The organism is Arthrobacter sp. C152 (genome assembly GCF_054890965.1).
In genome coordinates, this window is the sequence record NZ_JBTZSU010000010.1 from 40,466 (window position 1) to 56,630 (window position 16,165).

18 protein-coding genes are annotated in these 16,165 nt (G+C 61.1%); 10 read left to right on the forward strand and 8 right to left on the reverse strand.

Features of this window, described 5'->3' with window-relative positions:
* Nucleotides 1-8 precede the first annotated feature (8 nt).
* Nucleotides 9-971 (forward strand): formylglycine-generating enzyme family protein, encoded by a 963-nt coding sequence (locus tag ACYSM9_RS09565; protein ID WP_461856799.1) that lies wholly within the window; start codon nt 9-11, stop codon nt 969-971.
* Between the two features lie 909 nt (nt 972-1,880).
* On the opposite strand, the gene ACYSM9_RS09570 is transcribed toward ACYSM9_RS09565, so the two are convergent.
* Nucleotides 1,881-2,822 carry a LysR family transcriptional regulator gene (locus tag ACYSM9_RS09570; RefSeq protein WP_461856741.1) on the reverse strand — a complete coding sequence of 314 codons (942 nt, stop codon included), beginning with the start codon at nt 2,820-2,822 and terminating at the stop codon, nt 1,881-1,883.
* A 123-nt stretch (nt 2,823-2,945) separates the two neighbouring features.
* Here ACYSM9_RS09570 and ACYSM9_RS09575 point away from each other — a divergent pair, with 123 nt between their 5' ends.
* From ACYSM9_RS09575 to ACYSM9_RS09605, 7 genes are all read left to right on the forward strand, one after another.
* Nucleotides 2,946-3,938 carry a DUF1852 domain-containing protein gene (locus ACYSM9_RS09575; protein WP_461856742.1) on the forward strand — a complete coding sequence of 331 codons (993 nt, stop codon included), beginning with the start codon at nt 2,946-2,948 and terminating at the stop codon, nt 3,936-3,938.
* A gap of 20 nt (nt 3,939-3,958) precedes the next feature.
* Nucleotides 3,959-5,005, forward strand: a complete 1,047-nt coding sequence (locus tag ACYSM9_RS09580) for a methionine synthase (RefSeq protein WP_461856743.1) — start codon at nt 3,959-3,961, stop codon at nt 5,003-5,005.
* Nucleotides 5,006-5,007: 2 nt separating this feature from the next.
* The gene (locus ACYSM9_RS09585; RefSeq protein ID WP_461856744.1) at nt 5,008-5,580 is read left to right on the forward strand and encodes a flavin reductase family protein; all 573 of its coding nucleotides are present in this window, start codon (nt 5,008-5,010) and stop codon (nt 5,578-5,580) included.
* Nucleotides 5,581-5,668: 88 nt separating this feature from the next.
* Nucleotides 5,669-5,803: a hypothetical protein gene (locus ACYSM9_RS09590; RefSeq protein ID WP_461856745.1), complete on the forward strand. Its 135-nt coding sequence runs from the start codon at nt 5,669-5,671 to the stop codon at nt 5,801-5,803.
* Between the two features lie 158 nt (nt 5,804-5,961).
* Nucleotides 5,962-6,678 (forward strand): YoaK family protein, encoded by a 717-nt coding sequence (locus ACYSM9_RS09595; RefSeq protein ID WP_461856746.1) that lies wholly within the window; start codon nt 5,962-5,964, stop codon nt 6,676-6,678.
* A 206-nt stretch (nt 6,679-6,884) separates the two neighbouring features.
* Nucleotides 6,885-7,046 carry a hypothetical protein gene (locus ACYSM9_RS09600; protein WP_461856747.1) on the forward strand — a complete coding sequence of 54 codons (162 nt, stop codon included), beginning with the start codon at nt 6,885-6,887 and terminating at the stop codon, nt 7,044-7,046.
* The gene (locus ACYSM9_RS09605; protein ID WP_461856748.1) at nt 7,043-7,411 is read left to right on the forward strand and encodes a hypothetical protein; all 369 of its coding nucleotides are present in this window, start codon (nt 7,043-7,045) and stop codon (nt 7,409-7,411) included. Before ACYSM9_RS09600 ends, ACYSM9_RS09605 begins: the two co-directional genes overlap by 4 nt.
* A gap of 116 nt (nt 7,412-7,527) precedes the next feature.
* Here ACYSM9_RS09605 and ACYSM9_RS09610 read toward each other — a convergent pair whose 3' ends face one another.
* The 7 genes from ACYSM9_RS09610 to ACYSM9_RS09640 form a co-directional block, all read right to left on the reverse strand.
* Nucleotides 7,528-7,896, reverse strand: a complete 369-nt coding sequence (locus ACYSM9_RS09610; protein WP_461856749.1) for a type II toxin-antitoxin system death-on-curing family toxin — start codon at nt 7,894-7,896, stop codon at nt 7,528-7,530.
* Nucleotides 7,893-8,099 carry a ribbon-helix-helix protein, CopG family gene (locus ACYSM9_RS09615; RefSeq protein ID WP_461856750.1) on the reverse strand — a complete coding sequence of 69 codons (207 nt, stop codon included), beginning with the start codon at nt 8,097-8,099 and terminating at the stop codon, nt 7,893-7,895. The genes ACYSM9_RS09610 and ACYSM9_RS09615 overlap by 4 nt, the downstream gene beginning before the upstream one ends.
* Complete coding sequence (locus tag ACYSM9_RS09620; protein ID WP_461856751.1) at nt 8,090-8,437, reverse strand: ankyrin repeat domain-containing protein; 348 nt, start codon at nt 8,435-8,437, stop codon at nt 8,090-8,092. The genes ACYSM9_RS09615 and ACYSM9_RS09620 overlap by 10 nt, the downstream gene beginning before the upstream one ends.
* Nucleotides 8,438-8,553: 116 nt before the next feature.
* Entirely contained in the window at nt 8,554-9,183 is a 630-nt protein-coding gene (locus tag ACYSM9_RS09625; protein WP_461856752.1) for a hypothetical protein, read from the reverse strand.
* A gap of 664 nt (nt 9,184-9,847) precedes the next feature.
* Nucleotides 9,848-10,069, reverse strand: coding sequence for a hypothetical protein (locus ACYSM9_RS09630; RefSeq protein WP_268003031.1), 222 nt, complete (start codon nt 10,067-10,069; stop codon nt 9,848-9,850).
* 272 nt (nt 10,070-10,341) lie between these two features.
* Nucleotides 10,342-10,746 (reverse strand): large conductance mechanosensitive channel protein MscL, encoded by a 405-nt coding sequence (gene mscL, locus ACYSM9_RS09635; protein WP_461856753.1) that lies wholly within the window; start codon nt 10,744-10,746, stop codon nt 10,342-10,344.
* Between the two features lie 302 nt (nt 10,747-11,048).
* Nucleotides 11,049-11,348 (reverse strand): diguanylate cyclase domain-containing protein, encoded by a 300-nt coding sequence (locus ACYSM9_RS09640; RefSeq protein WP_461856754.1) that lies wholly within the window; start codon nt 11,346-11,348, stop codon nt 11,049-11,051.
* Between the two features lie 554 nt (nt 11,349-11,902).
* Here ACYSM9_RS09640 and ACYSM9_RS09645 point away from each other — a divergent pair.
* A complete protein-coding gene (locus tag ACYSM9_RS09645) occupies nt 11,903-12,949 on the forward strand; it encodes an alkaline phosphatase family protein (protein WP_461856755.1) in 1,047 nt (348 codons plus the stop codon).
* A 592-nt stretch (nt 12,950-13,541) separates the two neighbouring features.
* Nucleotides 13,542-14,570, forward strand: a complete 1,029-nt coding sequence (locus ACYSM9_RS09650; protein WP_461856756.1) for a serine hydrolase domain-containing protein — start codon at nt 13,542-13,544, stop codon at nt 14,568-14,570.
* The last annotated feature ends 1,595 nt before the right edge of the window (nt 14,571-16,165 follow it).

Below are 16,165 nucleotides of genomic sequence, written 5' to 3' on the forward strand. Positions count from 1 at the left end.
CCCTGACCTTGAGTGATTCCAGCACCGACCATGGCAAGAGCTGCTGTGCACCGAAACGCCAGTCAAGTGGAACGACCCAGCCAGCTCAGACGGCTGCACCCACTACAGGATCACGGAAACCGGCCCACGAGGACATCCCGTTGCCCGGCGGAACGTACACCATGGGGGATGCCTTCGGCGAGGGATACCCCCGGGACGGGGAATCACCCGCCCACCCGGTGCGCGTCGACTCATTCGCCATCGACGCCACCACGGTCACCAACAAGATGTTTGCCTCCTTCGTGGCAGACTCCGGTTACCGTACGGAAGCCGAGGTCTTCGGCTCATCCGCTGTCTTTCACTTGCTCTCTACCCCCAAGAGAGACGACATACTAGGCGCCGCCGCGGGAGCCCCCTGGTGGCTGAACGTCCGCGGAGCCGACTGGGCACACCCTAGCGGGCTCGACTCACACTGGGAGGACATCCCGGACCATCCTGTCGTCCACGTGTCACACACCGACGCCCTTGCCTATTGCAGTTGGGCTGGGCGTCGGTTGCCCACCGAAGCGGAGTGGGAGTACGCCGCGCGCGGCGGCCTCGAGGGCATGCGGTACGCCTGGGGCAATGAACTAACACCCAACGGCGAACACCGCTGCAACATCTGGCAAGGAACATTCCCCCAAAAGAACACAACCGACGATGGCTACCTGGGAACAGCACCGGTGAAAACCTTTCCACCCAACGGCTACGGCCTCTACGAAGTAGCCGGAAACGTCTGGGAATGGTGCTCAGACTGGTTCCTGCCCAAGTACTACCGCAACTCCCCTACCGATAACCCACAAGGCCCCACAATTGGGGCCGGCCGCGTGATGCGAGGTGGCTCCTACCTGTGTCACGACTCCTACTGCAACAGGTACCGCGTTGCGGCACGAACGTCTAACACTCCCGAATCCTCCAGCGGCAACTGCGGATTCCGAACGGTGGCCCGCTAAAGACGACACGCGCTCTAAAGCGCAGCCACAGATATGCAGGGGCTCAGCCCGCTCCCATCAGGCCGTGGCTCCTGTCTAGGATCAGCAACCGGCGTTGCACCCCCGGTTGCATGCAACTGCCACTACCCGGGGCGGGAACCAGCCCGCCCGACCATTGTTGACCGGCGGAGTGCGCCAGCTCTCAGGCAGCGCGGGGTGCGGGTTTTATGTCCCAAGGGAATATTTGGCTGCTAGGCGCAAAACGGACTGCGCGAACCAGCGCTCATGGCGAACTGATGAGCCACTGGGAACTTGCGAAAACATGCGGAATCCGAGCCAGTCCGGAGGCTGTTTGGCCCAGTACGGGACGAAAGTGTGGACACCGTCCACTTCTTGTACTTGCATATCCGGCTACCCTGCAGGGCGAATTCCGAGACCGATTGAAAATGTCGTGCCACTCCTTGCCCAGGACCGCAGTCAGCAGCGGATCCGGGCCGACCACACAGTACGGTGTCTGCTCGGTATCTTTGACTTGGCGTTCCAGAGGGCCGCCCAACATGCCCCAAGGGTTGAAGGAGTTGGCCAAGTAACGGGCCTAGCGCAGATCCACATACTCAGGTTCCCAGTTGATAGAGAATGTACGCTCCTGACCAGACGTCTTAGGTCAGCGAACCTCCGCCTGCGAGTTGAATTTGCAGAAGAGCCCTGATGAACGGCCCGATATTGGGAACCTGCATCTCGGCCAGGACGGCACCGCGGCCTTACAAGCCCGGCCTGATGTCCTTGCCGGATCGTCAGCACCTGGAACAGGCCGGTTCCCTCGCTGGTGTCCCGCCCGCCACGGCAGGCATATACGACACCTGCAGCCGGCTCCGCTGCAACAAGCACGCCCGATCCCTGAAGGGGTAAAGACCGCCCGCTCAACTGCAGTCAGCCGAGTAGCGCCACGCCGAACTCGGCGACAACGGCCCGCAGTTCCCTGAGGTAGCGCTGCGCTTGGTCGGTAAGCGGAATAGAGGCATGGCCGATCCAGCCGATCTCGATGCGTTCGTCAACGTCGAGAGGGATGGCGACGATCTCCGGGTCGAGCTGCCCGCTGACGATGCCCGTCGAGATCGTGTAGCCGTGGAGCCCGATCATGAGGTTGAAGATCGTCGCACGGTCAGAGACCCGGATCTCCTGCTTACTGGACAATGTGGAGAGAATCTCCTCGGCGAAGTAAAAAGAGTTGTTCGCACCTTGATCGAAGGTCAGCCGCGGCAAGCCGGCGAGATCGGCGAGAGTCGCCCGCTCTTTTGAGGCAAGCGGGTTGTTCCGTGAAATGAAAATGTGCGGATCCGCAAGGAAAAGCGGAGTGAAGGCAAGCCCGGATTCCCGGAGCAGCTTGTCGATGACTTTCCGGTTGAAATCGTTCCGGTAGAGGATGCCTATCTCGCTGCGGAGCGTCCGGACATCCTCGATTATGTCCCAGGTGCGGGACTCACGCAGCGAGAATTCGTATTCGGCCACCTCAGTGGCCTTGACCATCCGGACGAAGGCGTCCACCGCGAAGGAGTAGTGCTGCGTTGACACCCCGAGCAGACGTCGCGTCGGTGGCCTGCCAAGATAGCGCTGCTCGAGGAGGGCGAACTGCTCGACGACCTGCCTCGCATAGCCGAGGAATTCTGCCCCGTCGGCGGTGAGGGTGACCCCCCGGGCGGAGCGAACCAGGAGCGCACGGCCCACCCGTGCCTCAAGGTCCTTCATCGCTGCGGACATGGTCGGCTGCGCGACATAGAGAAGATCGGCAGCCGCGGAGATCGACCCCTCGGCTGCAACTTCTATGAAATAGCGGAGCTGCTGCAGGCTGAGTCCGCTTGAAAGCTGTGGCATAGGTAAATCCTATATCAATGCATAGAAACCCCTAGTTACCCGATACCCCTAGGAAGGCGGCACGATGGAGGCATCACCTTCTGGAAGGGCGTCTCCGGCCCACGATCAATGGATTGGCAGCGCATGGCAGACGACTTCACGTTCAGCATCACCACCACCCGCTTCGACGAGGACTACTCCCCTTCCGAAGGCTCCCGGATCACGACGAACTTCGCCAACTTGGCACGGGGCGAGCACCGCCAGGAGAACCTCCGCAACGCGTTGACCATGATGCGGCGCCGGTTCAACGATCTCGCAGACTGGGACAACCCGGACCGGGACCGCTACACGCTTGAGCTCAATATCGTCTCCGCGCAGATTGAGCTCACTGCCGAAGGCACGGATCAGCAGTTCCCGCTGTTCGAGGTTCTCGACATCCAGATCGTCGACCTGCTGAACGGGGTCCGCCACCAAGGGATCGTGGGGAACAATTTCTCTTCCTACGTCCGTGACTTCGACTTCAGCGTCGTACTGCCGGCTGCAGCCGGTGACTCCGGCAAGCCCACCGTTCCCGAAGACTTCGGCGACCTTCACGGCAAGCTGTTCCAGCACTTCCTCGATTCCCCGGTAGGCGAGGAACACTTTCCGCAGCCGCCAGTGGTCTGCATCAGCGTCTCCACGAGCAAGACATACCGGCAAACCGGGAACCGTCACCCGGTTCTGGGAGTCGAGTACCAGCAGGACGATTACTCCCTGACGGACGCGTACTTCGCGAAAATGGGGCTGCGGGTCCGCTACTTTATGCCGCGCGGCAGCGTGGCTCCGCTCGCCTTCTATTTCCGCGGCGACCTGCTCAACGACTACACCAACCTGCAGCTCATCGGCACCATCAGCACCATGGAGACGTTCCAGAAGATCTACCGCCCGGAGATCTACAACGCGAACTCCACCGCCGCCCCCGTCTACCAGCCAAGCCTGGGAGAGCAGGACTACTCGCGGACCCAGATCGCCTACGACCGCGTCGAGCGCAGTCAGCTCGCGCTCACGCAAGCGAAGTACACGGAGGAGCACTTCATCACGCCCCACAAGGATCTGTTGGACCAGTGGACCGCCAACTACCCCGCTCTCGTCAACTGACCCACGGAGAATCGTCAATCATGAACACACTTTTGCCCACCACCCTTGTCGGAAGCCTGCCGAAACCATCGTGGCTCGCGCAGCCGGAAACTCTCTGGTCCCCCTGGAAACTGGAAGGAGCTGCGCTGCTCGAAGGCAAGCAGGACGCACTGCGCATCGCCATCCACGAGCAGAGCCGGCGCGGCATCGACATCGTCAGCGACGGCGAACAGACCCGCCAGCACTTCGTCACGACCTTCATCGAGCACCTCAGCGGTGTCGACTTTGAACAGCGCAAGACCGTGCGCATCCGCGACCGCTACGACGCGAGCGTACCGACCGTCGTCGGACCTGTGCGCCGCGAGCAGCCGGTATTCGTGGAGGACGCCAAATTCCTTCGCGCAACCACCGACCGACCCATCAAATGGACTCTTCCCGGCCCAATGACCATGGTGGACACCCTCTACGATGACCACTACAAGAGCCGCGAGAAGCTGGCCTGGGAGTTCGCCACGATCCTGAACCAGGAGGCGAAGGAACTTGAGGCGGCAGGCGTGGACATCATCCAGTTCGACGAGCCCGCCTTCAATGTCTTCCTCGACGAGGTCAAGGACTGGGGCGTGGCTGCGCTTGAGAGGGCAGCCGAAGGACTCCGGGCGGAGACCGCCGTGCATATCTGCTACGGCTACGGGATCAAGGCTAATAATGACTGGAAGGCGACGCTCGGCTCACAGTGGCGGCAGTACGAGGAAACGTTCCCGCTGCTGCAGAGCTCCAGCATCGACATCATCTCGCTGGAATCCCAGAACTCCCACGTGCCCATGGACCTCATCGAGCTCCTCCGCGGCAAGAAAGTCATGCTCGGGGCAATCGACGTCGCAAGCGACACCATTGAGACCCCGGAGGAGGTCGCCGACACCCTCCGCAAGGCGCTGCAGTTCGTCGATGCGGACAAGCTCATCCCCAGCTCCAACTGCGGCATGGCACCGTTCCCCCGGGACGTCGCCCTCGCCAAGCTGAGTGCCCTCAGCGCAGGGACAAGCATCATTCGCGAGGAACTCCGCCGCGCCGCCCCCACGGCGTCATAGCGATGTTTCACGCCTACCCTACGGACACTTGGCTCGGGGCCCCGGAGCAAAGCTTCCCGTCCTCCCTCTCGGCCGACGAATTCAAAGCACTGTTCCGTGGGCACCCGGGAGGTGTCGCCGTCATCACGGCGGATGCCGGCGAAGGACCGGTGGCGCTGACGGTATCGTCGGTCGTGTCAGTGAGCGCGGACCCTCCGTTGCTGATTTTCTCGGTCTCGGCTCTGTCCTCTGCGTCCGCGGTCCTGTCGCACGCGGAAACCGTCGTCGTGCACCTGCTGGACGCGCACGACGTCCACTTGGCCAAGCTTGGAGCGACCCCCGGCGCCGACCGCTTTGACCAGACACACCGCTGGTCGCAACTTGAAACCGGCGAAGCGGTCTATGAGGATGTCCGCGCCTGGGTGCGCTGCGCCGTCATCGACCGCATGGAGGTGGGGACCTCCACCATCATCGCCGTTCACGCCCTGGAGTCCCGCGTGATGCGTGACGTCCAGGCGGGCGAACCCGGCGACGCCCTGGTCTACCACAACCGTTCATGGCACCGTCTGGGCGAGCATTCCAAGCTTGAACGCTGAGCGCCGCGCCAAAAATGCCGGGCAGCAAGCCGAAAGGCTCACGACGGCGGGACGCAACTCCCGCCGTCCGCGCTTCGTGGTTGGCGGCATGGACGCAAAGACGGCCAACGACCACATCCTTGCCGAGGGCCTGATTGACGATGACGCCCTTGTCCCGTTTGGCGAAACAACGTTCACGATCCTGAGCGGCAAAGGCCGGGACGGCCTTGCCGGTCATCCATGATTGCAGGGCGACGCTACGAGGGCGCCCGAGCCGCCGGCACAGATCCCCGGAGCGACGGCATCGCCGTAGTTGCCAGCCAGTCCATTTAAACCCACCAACAAGCATGTCCGAGGGGTGGTCACAGAGATCACCCCTCACGATGAAGGATCCCTTAAACCATGACATCAGCCGTAGCCAGCTCAGCTAGTAAAACCGCCTCTACCCCGCAAAATAATGTGTCGTCTCCGGAAAAGTTCCGACTGATGCTCCTGATGGCCCTCACGCTCGTTACAGGTGTGGTTGACGCGGTCGGCTACCTTGGACTTGATCACATCTTCACCGGAAACATGACTGGCAACGTGGTGATTCTTGCGATGGCATTGGCCGGGGCGGCGAACCTGCCAACTTTGGGCCCACTGGTAGCACTTGGCGCCTTTCTCCTCGGCGCAGCGGTCGCCGGATTTACGCTCCAGTCAAGCCCGAAAGGCTGGAACCGGAGGGTCACGCTCCTTCTCGCAGCGGGTTGTATGGCGTTGACGGGAATCGCCGCCATCTCTCTCATCGTGGAAGACGTCGGCCGGCAGTCCATTAGTGTCATTGTTGCCGCCGTTATCGCCATGCACATGGGCTCCCAGGCCCTGATTGCGCGGCATCTGGGCGTACGAGACATGACCACAGTGGTCATTACTTCCACGATGACTTCCCTCGCCGGAGAGTCACTTGTGGGCAAGCAACGGCCCCGGTTACTCAACCGACGGCTGGGCGCTGTCCTCGCTATGTTCGCAGGGGCCGCCATCGGAGTACTCCTGCTCCGGATCCATCTCAGCGTCCCGATCGGCCTCGGCACCGCCATCACCGCCGCTGTGACGGCCTTGGGGAGTCGCCGCTGGCATTGATGAGGTACATCCCACCGGCTATACCGCACCATGGAGCGCGGACGGTCGGGGAATCGAGCACAGCCGGGCGGTCTTGGGTGTTGTCGAATCTACGTCAATTCCGGTGATCTCATGCCTCAGTCCCCGCTGCCGCCGGTACGTGAGCTTTGCCTGGAATTCGGCATCATGTGGTCGGCTCGACTTCCGGCAACCTGTGGAACGACAGCATGACGAAGTGGCTTGGCGACAAGTTCAAGGTCTACCAGGACGACGAATCACTGTTTGCCGACCTCAAAGCCGGCCGCATCGACGCAGCCATACAAAGCGCTATCGCCGGCACCTACAAACTCAAGCCAAACCCATTGAGTGTGCCCAGGTTATCAATGTGAAGCCGAACTCTAATGTTGCCGAGTTCGCTGCTGTGGGGCAGGTAATGCTCCCCTCAAGCCTGGACAATTCAGCGTTTGGCAAGGCACTTGATGAGGACATCGAGAAACTCCGCAAAGACGGCGCCATCAAGAAGATCCTCGAAAAGTACGGCATCGACGCCGCAGCGGGCGAGCCGGGCACACCCAGCGAACTCTGCCCCAGCCGCAACTGCACGAGGGCGGCCCAAAACCAGAACCCGGCGATGAAGAGGGTGGTACGCCAGTACTCCTTCGATAACAGCATCCCGAAGCTGCCCTTGCGGATGTCCTCATGCTGGACGTCGTCGGTGCCCGAGGTGGGACTCGAACTACATTCCCGCCCTTGAAAACACCGGGAACCCGCGAAAAGATGCGGAGTCCGGGGCAGTCCGAAGGCTGTTTGGCCCAGTACGAGACGAAAAGTGTGGACATTGTCCACACCCCCTCTCGGGACGCTGGAGGACTACCGTGGCACCAGATGCCCGGAGAGCTCGGCTGCAGAGTCCAGCAAGTCCATGGCGCCCGCGGCGACTCCGACGACGAGGTCGAAGCCATCATCCGTGGTGAAGTCATGCCGGTAACCGTTGATCCACAGCAACAGCACCATGAGCGTCCACGCCGTCCGTTTGTTCCCATCAATGAGTGGATGAAACCGGGCCACCGACTCCAACAAGGCTGCCGCCTTCACCGCGAGATCCGGATAGGCTTCCGCCCCCATGACCGTCGTAGCGGGCCTCGCCAATGCCGAGGCCAACAACCCGACATCTCGGATATGAAAGCCATACCGATCAACCACCTGCAGTGCATCCTCAATGTCCAGGTACGCTGTCACGCGTCTTCAAGGCGCTTCAGCAGATCAGCGTCATGACCCATAACAAAATCAAGGCCCTCACTGATTTCACGCCGTCGCGCGTGCCGCTGCAGAACCAACTCCGCTCCCTGCAACAGAAGCGCAGACTTCGACGTATGTTCCTCGGCAGCCAACTTCTCCAGCCGCCGATCAAGGTCTTCAGGAACACGAAGATTCATAGCCATACGGCTATGGTACCAAAACGGTACCCGCCTCGCTGGTGCAGTGGATCGGCTCCGAGTGAGCGCAGCAGGTCAACCATTTCCGGCCGCCCGCGCGAGTTGAATACGGCAACGAACAGCGGTGTATTGCCGAAGGTGTTGGTTGCGTCGATCGTTGCACCCAAATTGAGGAGCGCGGCCGCCGCGGAAAGGGCGTGTTCCTGGCAAGCAAAATGAAGCGGGCTAAATCCCTGACTGTCCGACGAATCGGGCGACTCGCCTTCCGCGATCAGGCGCGTCACCTCGCTGGCTTCATTCGCAAGTGCTGCGTAATGGAGCGCGGACCTGCCGGCGGGATCCATCGATACCTCGATTCCTCATACTAGGAGACACTGCACCGTAACCGATGTCCTGCCCGGACCTGAAAGGCGTTCGATAAGGGATCCTCTACGGGCGGAGAGGTCGCAGTTCTCCTGGATCATTCCTTTCCGGTTGCTGCTTCGCCTTTCATTGATTCAGAGCTCCGGCCCGGTGTGCCAGATTCCAACGCCTTCAAGGCGCCCGGGAGTGCAAAGACGGTGCTGATGAAGCTGAGGTCGACGTCTAAGTCTGGCCGCGTCTGGCGCCCTTCCAACCCCCACACCTGAGTTCCGTTGCGCCGAACCCATGACATGCTGCGATTGACCCACCGTTCATAGTCCTTGGAAATCTGCGCCATCGAATCTGCTTGTGAGCCCAGCGAGCTGGGCAAGATCGCTTCTGTATGCAGACGAGCAGGAGACCACAAGATGGTGGGCGAAGCGTTGGCGTCCATCAAGGCTTCATCCTCAGCGGGAGCTAACGCCTCCCAGTTCAATCTATTGAAGACGGCGGAGACCGAGCCACCTTGCATGGCTGCATCAGTGGGACGTACTGGAATGGGCAAGCCGAGCTGGTGATTGACCACCAGCACACGTGATTGCTCAAGCGCCTCTTCCCGGTTCAATACCGTCAGTGGCGTCGTGATGAGAGGCCATGGATGCAAGGTCACCTTTGCGGGCTCACCCAAATAATCGAGCAGCATCATTTGATCTTCAAGAGTCGCGAAGTAATGAACAGCGGTCACCATGACTGGAGTCTTTCACGCCGTGTCGCAGATTTGAGGACTGTCCGTAAGCCGGTCTCTGAGCGCCCCGCCGTCACCGCAGCTTCTATCGCACCGTTGCCAGCCCCTGAATGCACGTTTACTCCGCACGAAGAGCTGCACGGAGAAGGCGCCGCAACCGCTCCGCTGCAAACTGTCTCAGCGCCCGTGGGATGCGAGGCAAAGTAGCGGGTAGCGTTCAGCTCATGCCAATGGATAACAAATGACAGAAAGGCACAGCTTCGTGAGTATCTGAACGATGCCCGCGAAGCGGGCCTGTGGAAATGTGAGGGCCTCAGTGATGCCCAGGCACGTACTTCTGCACAGCGTTGAGCTTGAACTCGAATGAATACACTCGGCTGCTTGGCTTGGTCACAAGAGCAGTATCTCCACGAACGCGCCATCTGTCGTGCAAGCGGAGGACAGCTTTTCGACCCACACCGAGCTTTGTAGCCACGGCTCTCGAGCCCCAACCGATCTCAAACAACGCCACCGCGGCATCGCGCTGCTCCTCAGACAGCGAACTGCTCTTAAACATGAAACTGCTCCCGGTAAGTCCGAACTGAATTTTCAGTCCAACTTTCGGGGGAGCAGTTCACGAGCCGGTCGGACCTTCTTGTGGCGCGCGTCGGCGGCCGGCAGCGACGGGTTATCCGACCTTCCCCGCCAGTGCCACGAGCACACCAGCTGTGGCGAAGAACTTGTTGCTCCCCAGGTCGCGGATGGTCTTGATACCCATGCCGGCGAGCAGTTCTTCGTGCTTTTCCGTTAATCCGGCAAGGGCCGAGGGCGGCGCGGCCAGAATTTCGTCGAGAGTCGAGTTCTCGTAGGCCTTATCTAGTGCCTTGCCCAATTCAATAGAAACAGCCATGAACATGTCCTTTCATCGATTACGGAACAACAGCACACCCGCCACAGGAACCTGCAAAGCAAAAATGGGGCATGCTCGGACGCCGGGTTATTTCCCTGAGCTCCTGCCGGATACGCTATCGCAGCGCACCCACTAAAACATCCAAATCCGGCAATAAATGTGCACAGACGCTTCACGATCGCCCGGTCGACGCTGGGGGGTCGGACATCTAATTTGCCTTACCCCTAAAGAACTGCCGGCTCCTGCCGGGGCTGGCCGTTGCTGGTTGGCTATTAGCGGCGGTCCTGCTGCAGGGCGTCACGGATTTCCGTGAGCAGCGCAATCTGGGGATCCTCGGCCGCCTCGTCCTTGACGTCCGGGGTGATGCCAAGGCGGCGGTTGCGGCGTTCGACCATGTGATTCATCGGGACAACAACGACGAAATAGATGGCTGCCGCCACGAGTACGAAATTGACGATTGCCGTGAGCAGGACACCGAACTTGATGTCGTTTCCGTTCAGGGTAACGACAGCGAAACTGTCAAAATTGGGCGATCCGACCAGAGCCGCAATGAACGGCATGAGAACACTTTGGACTAAGGCCGTGACGACGGCGCCGAAAGCGGCACCGATGACCACGGCGACGGCAAGGTCTACGACGTTGCCCTTCAGGATAAAATTCTTGAATCCGGTCAACATGGTCCTCAACATACTCCACTGTGAAGCCAATTCGGTGACGACCTTCCAAATTACAGGGGAGGCGAAGATGACCAGCCGGCACTAACTGTTATGTCATCCCTTACGGAGTAGAAAGACTCGGACGATATGACCTAGGAATGCCGATGCATAGACTCAGTTGCCAGGCATCCTGCAGACACAACTATCGCTCCCGGCAGACCTGCCATGACCGCGCAGGCATCACCCGCGGGGTGCCCGAGATAGCGGTGGAGACTATAAGAGCTGACGGTCAACGGCGGGCTGCCCTGCCTTCGGCGGCGCGGTTAGCGACCGGTGGTTTCATCATCATCCTCGGCCGCGGCGACTCCGATGCTTGTAGAGGTGACAACTTCCAGGCTCGGGATCTGCGTCGGTGCCCTCAAGACCTCGAGGATCCGGGCCGCAAGGCCGGTTGCTTCCTGCGGGCCGGCGAAGCCGTCAACAACAATGAACTCATCACCGGAAAGACGGGCTACCGTACTTGTTGCCCAGGCCGTGGATTCGAGCCGTTGCACTGAGCGTCGGACAAGTACTCCGTCCACGAGGTCCAGCAGTTCCAGGGCGGCCTCGTCAACGGGTTTCACGGCTGCGCTCAGGACCTGCCGTAGCGGGCGCCCCACGCCAGACCAGCGCGCGCTTCCTCAGACCGTTCAGTTCTTCTCGCACAACCTGAGCCCCTCACCGTCGCTTATCCTTCGCTGTAATCCGAACGCTTGCATACCGAAGGGTTTCTCACCATGGCATCGGCTCGAAAGCCCTGAGACCGGCACTTATTGAGCCTCTACATCGAGAGCCTATTCGCCAGCTCACAATACGCCGGGTCACCAGTAGGCCTCAGAAGGGGCGGTCCCCGGGGCTCAGGAGCCCGGCAAAGCTAGTCGTGAGGCGCCCTAGGCGTGTCACCGCAGCACCATCGGCCTCGCCCCGCATAAATGCCACATTTACGGCGCATTCCAATTCCTAGGGAGCTTGAGGGGTGCAACAGTAGCCTCAAGGCTGAACTGACCCGGGGGCCAACCGGCACGTGGTTCAGCGGCAGGGGTGGTTTTCGACAGGGAGTAGGGGCCAGGTTGTGAGAAGGAACGTAGCGCCGGCTACTCATGCCAGCGGCCGTTGGCTTCTGCCGGGGCTGGCCCTGATGCTGTGGGCCATCGTGGCGTGCCAGCCCTCTGTCCCCGGCGAAGCATCGAACGGAGGCCTACCCGGGCAGTCAGGCACGCCGCGGCACATCTTCGTGATCAACTTGGAGAACCAGAATTACGACACAGTCTGGGGTGCCGGATCTGCCGCCCCTTACCTCTCAGTCACTCTTCGCAGGCGGGGAGTTTTGCTGCAGAACTACTACGGCATCGCACACGATTCCCTGCCGAACTACATAGCCCAAATCTCCGGTCAACCCCCTAACGGCAGCACGCGGCGTGACTGCCACACCTACAGCCCGTTCCAGCGGACTGGCGCCGACGCTCAGGGCAGGTTGGAGGGTGACGGTTGCGTGTTTCCCGCGGACGTGCCCACATTGGCCAGCCAATTGACAGCATCGGGAAAGACCTGGAAAGGCTACATGGAGGATATGCCGAGCCCCTGCCTGCACCCTGATCTGTACGCAAATGACACCCATGTGAAAGCCACAACGGAAGGCCAATACGCCACCAAGCACAACCCGTTCGTCTACTTCCGTTCCATCACATCATCACCTGAGTGCACCAATAACGTGGTCAACTTCGCACGTCTCTCCCGCGACCTCGCGTCCGCTGAGACTACCCCCAACCTTGCCTACATCACGCCCAACCTCTGCCACGACGGTCATGATCACCCCTGCGTAGACGGCACAGAAGGCGGACTGCCTGCCGCCGACCAATGGCTCCGCGAGCAAGTGCCGGCCATCTTGGCCTCACCGGCGTATCAGCAGGATGGCATGCTCGTGATCACCTTTGATGAAGCCGAACGCGGCGTCGCGGGCCCCGCAGAAGGAACACCCGGCAGCGTGCCCGGAGGAACAGCAGGCGGACGGATCGGCGCACTGGTCCTCTCCCCCTTCAGTACCCCTGGAGGGACTTCTGTCCACCCCTATAACCATTACAGCCTGCTGGCAACCCTGGAAGACTTCTTCTCCCTGCCCCGTCTGGGCACCGCCAAGGACCCCGGGATAGCCGCGTTCGGCGCCGACGTCTACGAACACGACTAACGTCAAGACTCACAACACGGCCAATGCTGCGGGTTAACGGGAGCGGGTGTGGACTTGGCTTCCAAGGATTTTCGCCGCTTTGCGGCGTCCTGGTATCCGTTGTTCACGGCGAGAATCCTTTCCAGCACGGTCCACGAGCTGCTCAAAAGCCTGGGAAGACTTTAACAGCGGTGAGCTCGACTCAGCGGCAATTCGTCGATGGCATTCAGCTCATGGGGAGAACGAAAGGCAATTCGCGGCAGACAGCGGAACGTAGGCCATGCCGGGGAGTGAGGAGCGGACGGAGCGCTGCTAGGTAAGTAGGCCTGGCTTTGTACAGGCCTTCCCGACCACGAGGGCCAGTCATAAAATTGAGGAGCTGGGCGACGGTGCCATCGCAGGTCTGGCCGGACCTGGTGCCGCACGCGGCCCCGACCTCTAACCTCGTCCCCACCGGATCCGGACAATGCGCACGAAGAATCACGTTTGGACGCCAGCGGCCCTCGGTTTGATCCTCGCTCTATCCGGCTGCACCTATTCCCCTGATGAGCCCAAACCAGCACCCAGCTCGCCCAGTCCCTTCACCTCCCTGGAAAATCAGATTCAGCTGTTCATGGATGAGGGCGCCGTGGCCACCGTCGTACAGGTCCGCTGGCCCGAGGGCGAGTGGTCCAAGGCCTACGGCGTGCGCGACCTCGAATCCAGGACCCCGGCGCAGCCCACGGACCGGGCCGAGGTCGCCAGCGTCACCAAAACGATGACAGCCGTGACCGTGCTGAAGCTCGTGGACGACCACCTCATCGGCCTCGACGATCCCGTCAACGACATCATTCCCGGGTTCACATCCACACTCAAACCCCCGGGGCTCATCACCGTGAGGCAACTGCTCAGCCACACGTCCGGGATCCCCGAGGTCAATGACGCCCTGCCCAAGGATGTCGACTTCCGCCCTGTGCTCTCACAGACACTCACCATGGAGCGGGGCCTGGAACTGGCAGGCACCCTCCCCTGGACCCCGGCCAGTGTCGGGACCTTCAAGTATTCCAACACCAATTACCTCGCCCTCGGCCTCCTCGTCCAGACGCTGCGGCACAAACCCTTCGTCCAGGTCATGCAAGAGGAGGTCATTGGCCCACTCGGTTTGAAGCACACCAGCCTCGACCACTTAGACCCGCACGAGACCGGGCTACTGCACGGTTACGTGACCCTGCACGGTGAACGCGTCGACACGACAGACAACACCTTCACAGTCGGCAACCCGGCTGGCGGCGCGGTATCGACCATGGAAGACCTCAACCTTCTCATGGCCACCATCTTCCAGGGGCGGGCGGTGTCTGCGGCCTCGCTAAAGGAGATGAAGACAAGCCCCGGCTTTGGCCCGTACGGGCTGGGAGTCTGGGAGCACGCGGACGGATGCTCGAAAGAGTCGAGACACGAGGGCCGGGGATCCTTCTGGGACTACCAGACGGTAGCGGTCAGCAGCGCAGACGGGCGATACCAGGCAGCCATGACCGTCACAACTCCACCAATGCCCACCGAATTCGAGGATCCGTCCACCGCGAACAAGCGTGATCTCCTCAACGGCCAAATTGAGTCAACCCTCAATGAGACCCTGGACCGACTCTGCAAGCCCGCCAGCTAAAGGCCGTAAACGTCCCGCTGACGCAGCCTTCGTGATCTTCCATAGCATTGGAGCAATGCGGAGACGCCAAGATGCAGGCCTGTTGATCGGATCCGAGGAGGTCCAGCTACCGATGTTGAGGTAGCTTTTCGGATTGTCGGCGCACAGCAGGTCATGGTGGAAGGCGATGCCTGGGATGGGGCCACGCTACGATCCTTCTGGAATTTCTGCTGATTCATCATCGCGTATCAAGGACCGGTTCAGAGGTTTCAGGAACATAATTGAAAGTGGGCTGGGATACACATTCTCGAAGAGGAGCGGTCATGATCCAGGCCCTGCTGTGCAGGCTCAATATCGGGCACCATTGGCTCGCAGAAACCGACTCCGATGGAGGGTTCCGTCGGCGCTGCACTAAGTGCGGGAGGTATGACCAGAACGCCAAATGGTCGGGGCACCTGACGGCCCGCGACCACCCGGGCAACAAATGGGGCCCGGTTCCTGATTAGCCAAGCAGGCTGCGACACTGGCCGTGACCAGATTGCTCAACCCTCAACGAGACCCTCGGCCGACTCTTCGGCCCCAAATCAATGCCCCGCTGACGCAGCCTTCCGCGGCCATCCGAAGCCTCAGTCAGCTCCCGCATACCGCACGATAGCGGGCATGCTCGATCCAGGCGGCCTTACGGGTGCCAGCCTTGGCAGCAACAGCGGCTTGCGGGGATGGGCGTCGGCTTTCGTAGTCACAGGAACCACCGTGGGAGTAGTAATGGATTCCGCCGTTACCGTGACCGTCGCTGGCCCGGACCATACGGTTCCGGAGTGACCAGCCATGAAAAGTATCAGGACCGGGATCGCCCCCATCGACATCGCAGGGCATGGCCAAGACAGTCCTTTCATTCTCAATCCCCCGTTTAATCGTGGAATGCCTGCCGCCGCATCGTGTCACTCTGGGTGCCACGAGTATCGAGGACTCGACTTTGCAGAGGCTGTGGAGGCGGCAATGATCAGTACTGAGATCAAGCCAAAGCGCAGTTCAGGTTTTCCAGGGAATCGCGAGGCGGGATTCCGGGGCGGTACCAGGGCCTCCACGGTCACGGGCATGAATTCGTCAAGGTCCATGGGCGGCATGTGTAGGGCGTCGCCGCGGCTGCTCTACGCGACAGGTAAGGGAGGGCAAGCACGTCGCAGCCCCTCCCCCGTACTCAGGACATGGTCGGACGCATGTGAGCCTCGATGGTGTTGGCCGCGTTTCTGAGTAGGGGTGAACGTGGGCCGACGGAGTCCATGATCTTCGACATCTGGTGGAGGTGCACGCACAGCAGGTCTTGGAAGGGCGACCACGCTCCCCTGGCAGCGCCTCCGTAGCTGTGCTGTTCCTCGACCACCGCCTGTACTCCCCCCAGATCTCTGTGGCGCTCTCACCCAGAACGGCTGCCAGGCTCTCGGCCGGCAAGCCTAGGGTTCTACTCGTGTCCGCCCCGGCTTCGAGGAGTCGGCCTGCATCGCCTGGCGCCCCGGAGACCACCTACCTGGACACGTCCAGCGGCGGCGGTCACAAGAGCTGACTGACACCCGCCCTTGGTCTGGCAAGAGGAAGCGTCGTTCCTTGTGTTGGAG

Bases quoted from the DNA above. Each gene is read 5' to 3' on its own strand.
- ACYSM9_RS09590 (WP_461856745.1), top strand. From the start codon at position 5,669: ATGGACGCAAAGACGGCCAACGACCACATCCTTGCCGAGGGCCTGATT.
- ACYSM9_RS09570 (WP_461856741.1), bottom strand. From the start codon at position 2,822: ATGCCACAGCTTTCAAGCGGACTCAGCCTGCAGCAGCTCCGCTATTTC.
- ACYSM9_RS09595 (WP_461856746.1), top strand. From the start codon at position 5,962: ATGACATCAGCCGTAGCCAGCTCAGCTAGTAAAACCGCCTCTACCCCG.
- ACYSM9_RS09580 (WP_461856743.1), top strand. From the start codon at position 3,959: ATGAACACACTTTTGCCCACCACCCTTGTCGGAAGCCTGCCGAAACCA.
- ACYSM9_RS09575 (WP_461856742.1), top strand. From the start codon at position 2,946: ATGGCAGACGACTTCACGTTCAGCATCACCACCACCCGCTTCGACGAG.
- ACYSM9_RS09600 (WP_461856747.1), top strand. From the start codon at position 6,885: ATGACGAAGTGGCTTGGCGACAAGTTCAAGGTCTACCAGGACGACGAA.
- ACYSM9_RS09585 (WP_461856744.1), top strand. From the start codon at position 5,008: ATGTTTCACGCCTACCCTACGGACACTTGGCTCGGGGCCCCGGAGCAA.
- ACYSM9_RS09620 (WP_461856751.1), bottom strand. From the start codon at position 8,437: ATGGATCCCGCCGGCAGGTCCGCGCTCCATTACGCAGCACTTGCGAAT.
- ACYSM9_RS09630 (WP_268003031.1), bottom strand. From the start codon at position 10,069: ATGGCTGTTTCTATTGAATTGGGCAAGGCACTAGATAAGGCCTACGAG.
- ACYSM9_RS09645 (WP_461856755.1), top strand. From the start codon at position 11,903: ATGCTGTGGGCCATCGTGGCGTGCCAGCCCTCTGTCCCCGGCGAAGCA.
- ACYSM9_RS09625 (WP_461856752.1), bottom strand. From the start codon at position 9,183: ATGGTGACCGCTGTTCATTACTTCGCGACTCTTGAAGATCAAATGATG.
- mscL (WP_461856753.1), bottom strand. From the start codon at position 10,746: ATGTTGACCGGATTCAAGAATTTTATCCTGAAGGGCAACGTCGTAGAC.
- ACYSM9_RS09650 (WP_461856756.1), top strand. From the start codon at position 13,542: ATGGATGAGGGCGCCGTGGCCACCGTCGTACAGGTCCGCTGGCCCGAG.
- ACYSM9_RS09615 (WP_461856750.1), bottom strand. From the start codon at position 8,099: ATGGCTATGAATCTTCGTGTTCCTGAAGACCTTGATCGGCGGCTGGAG.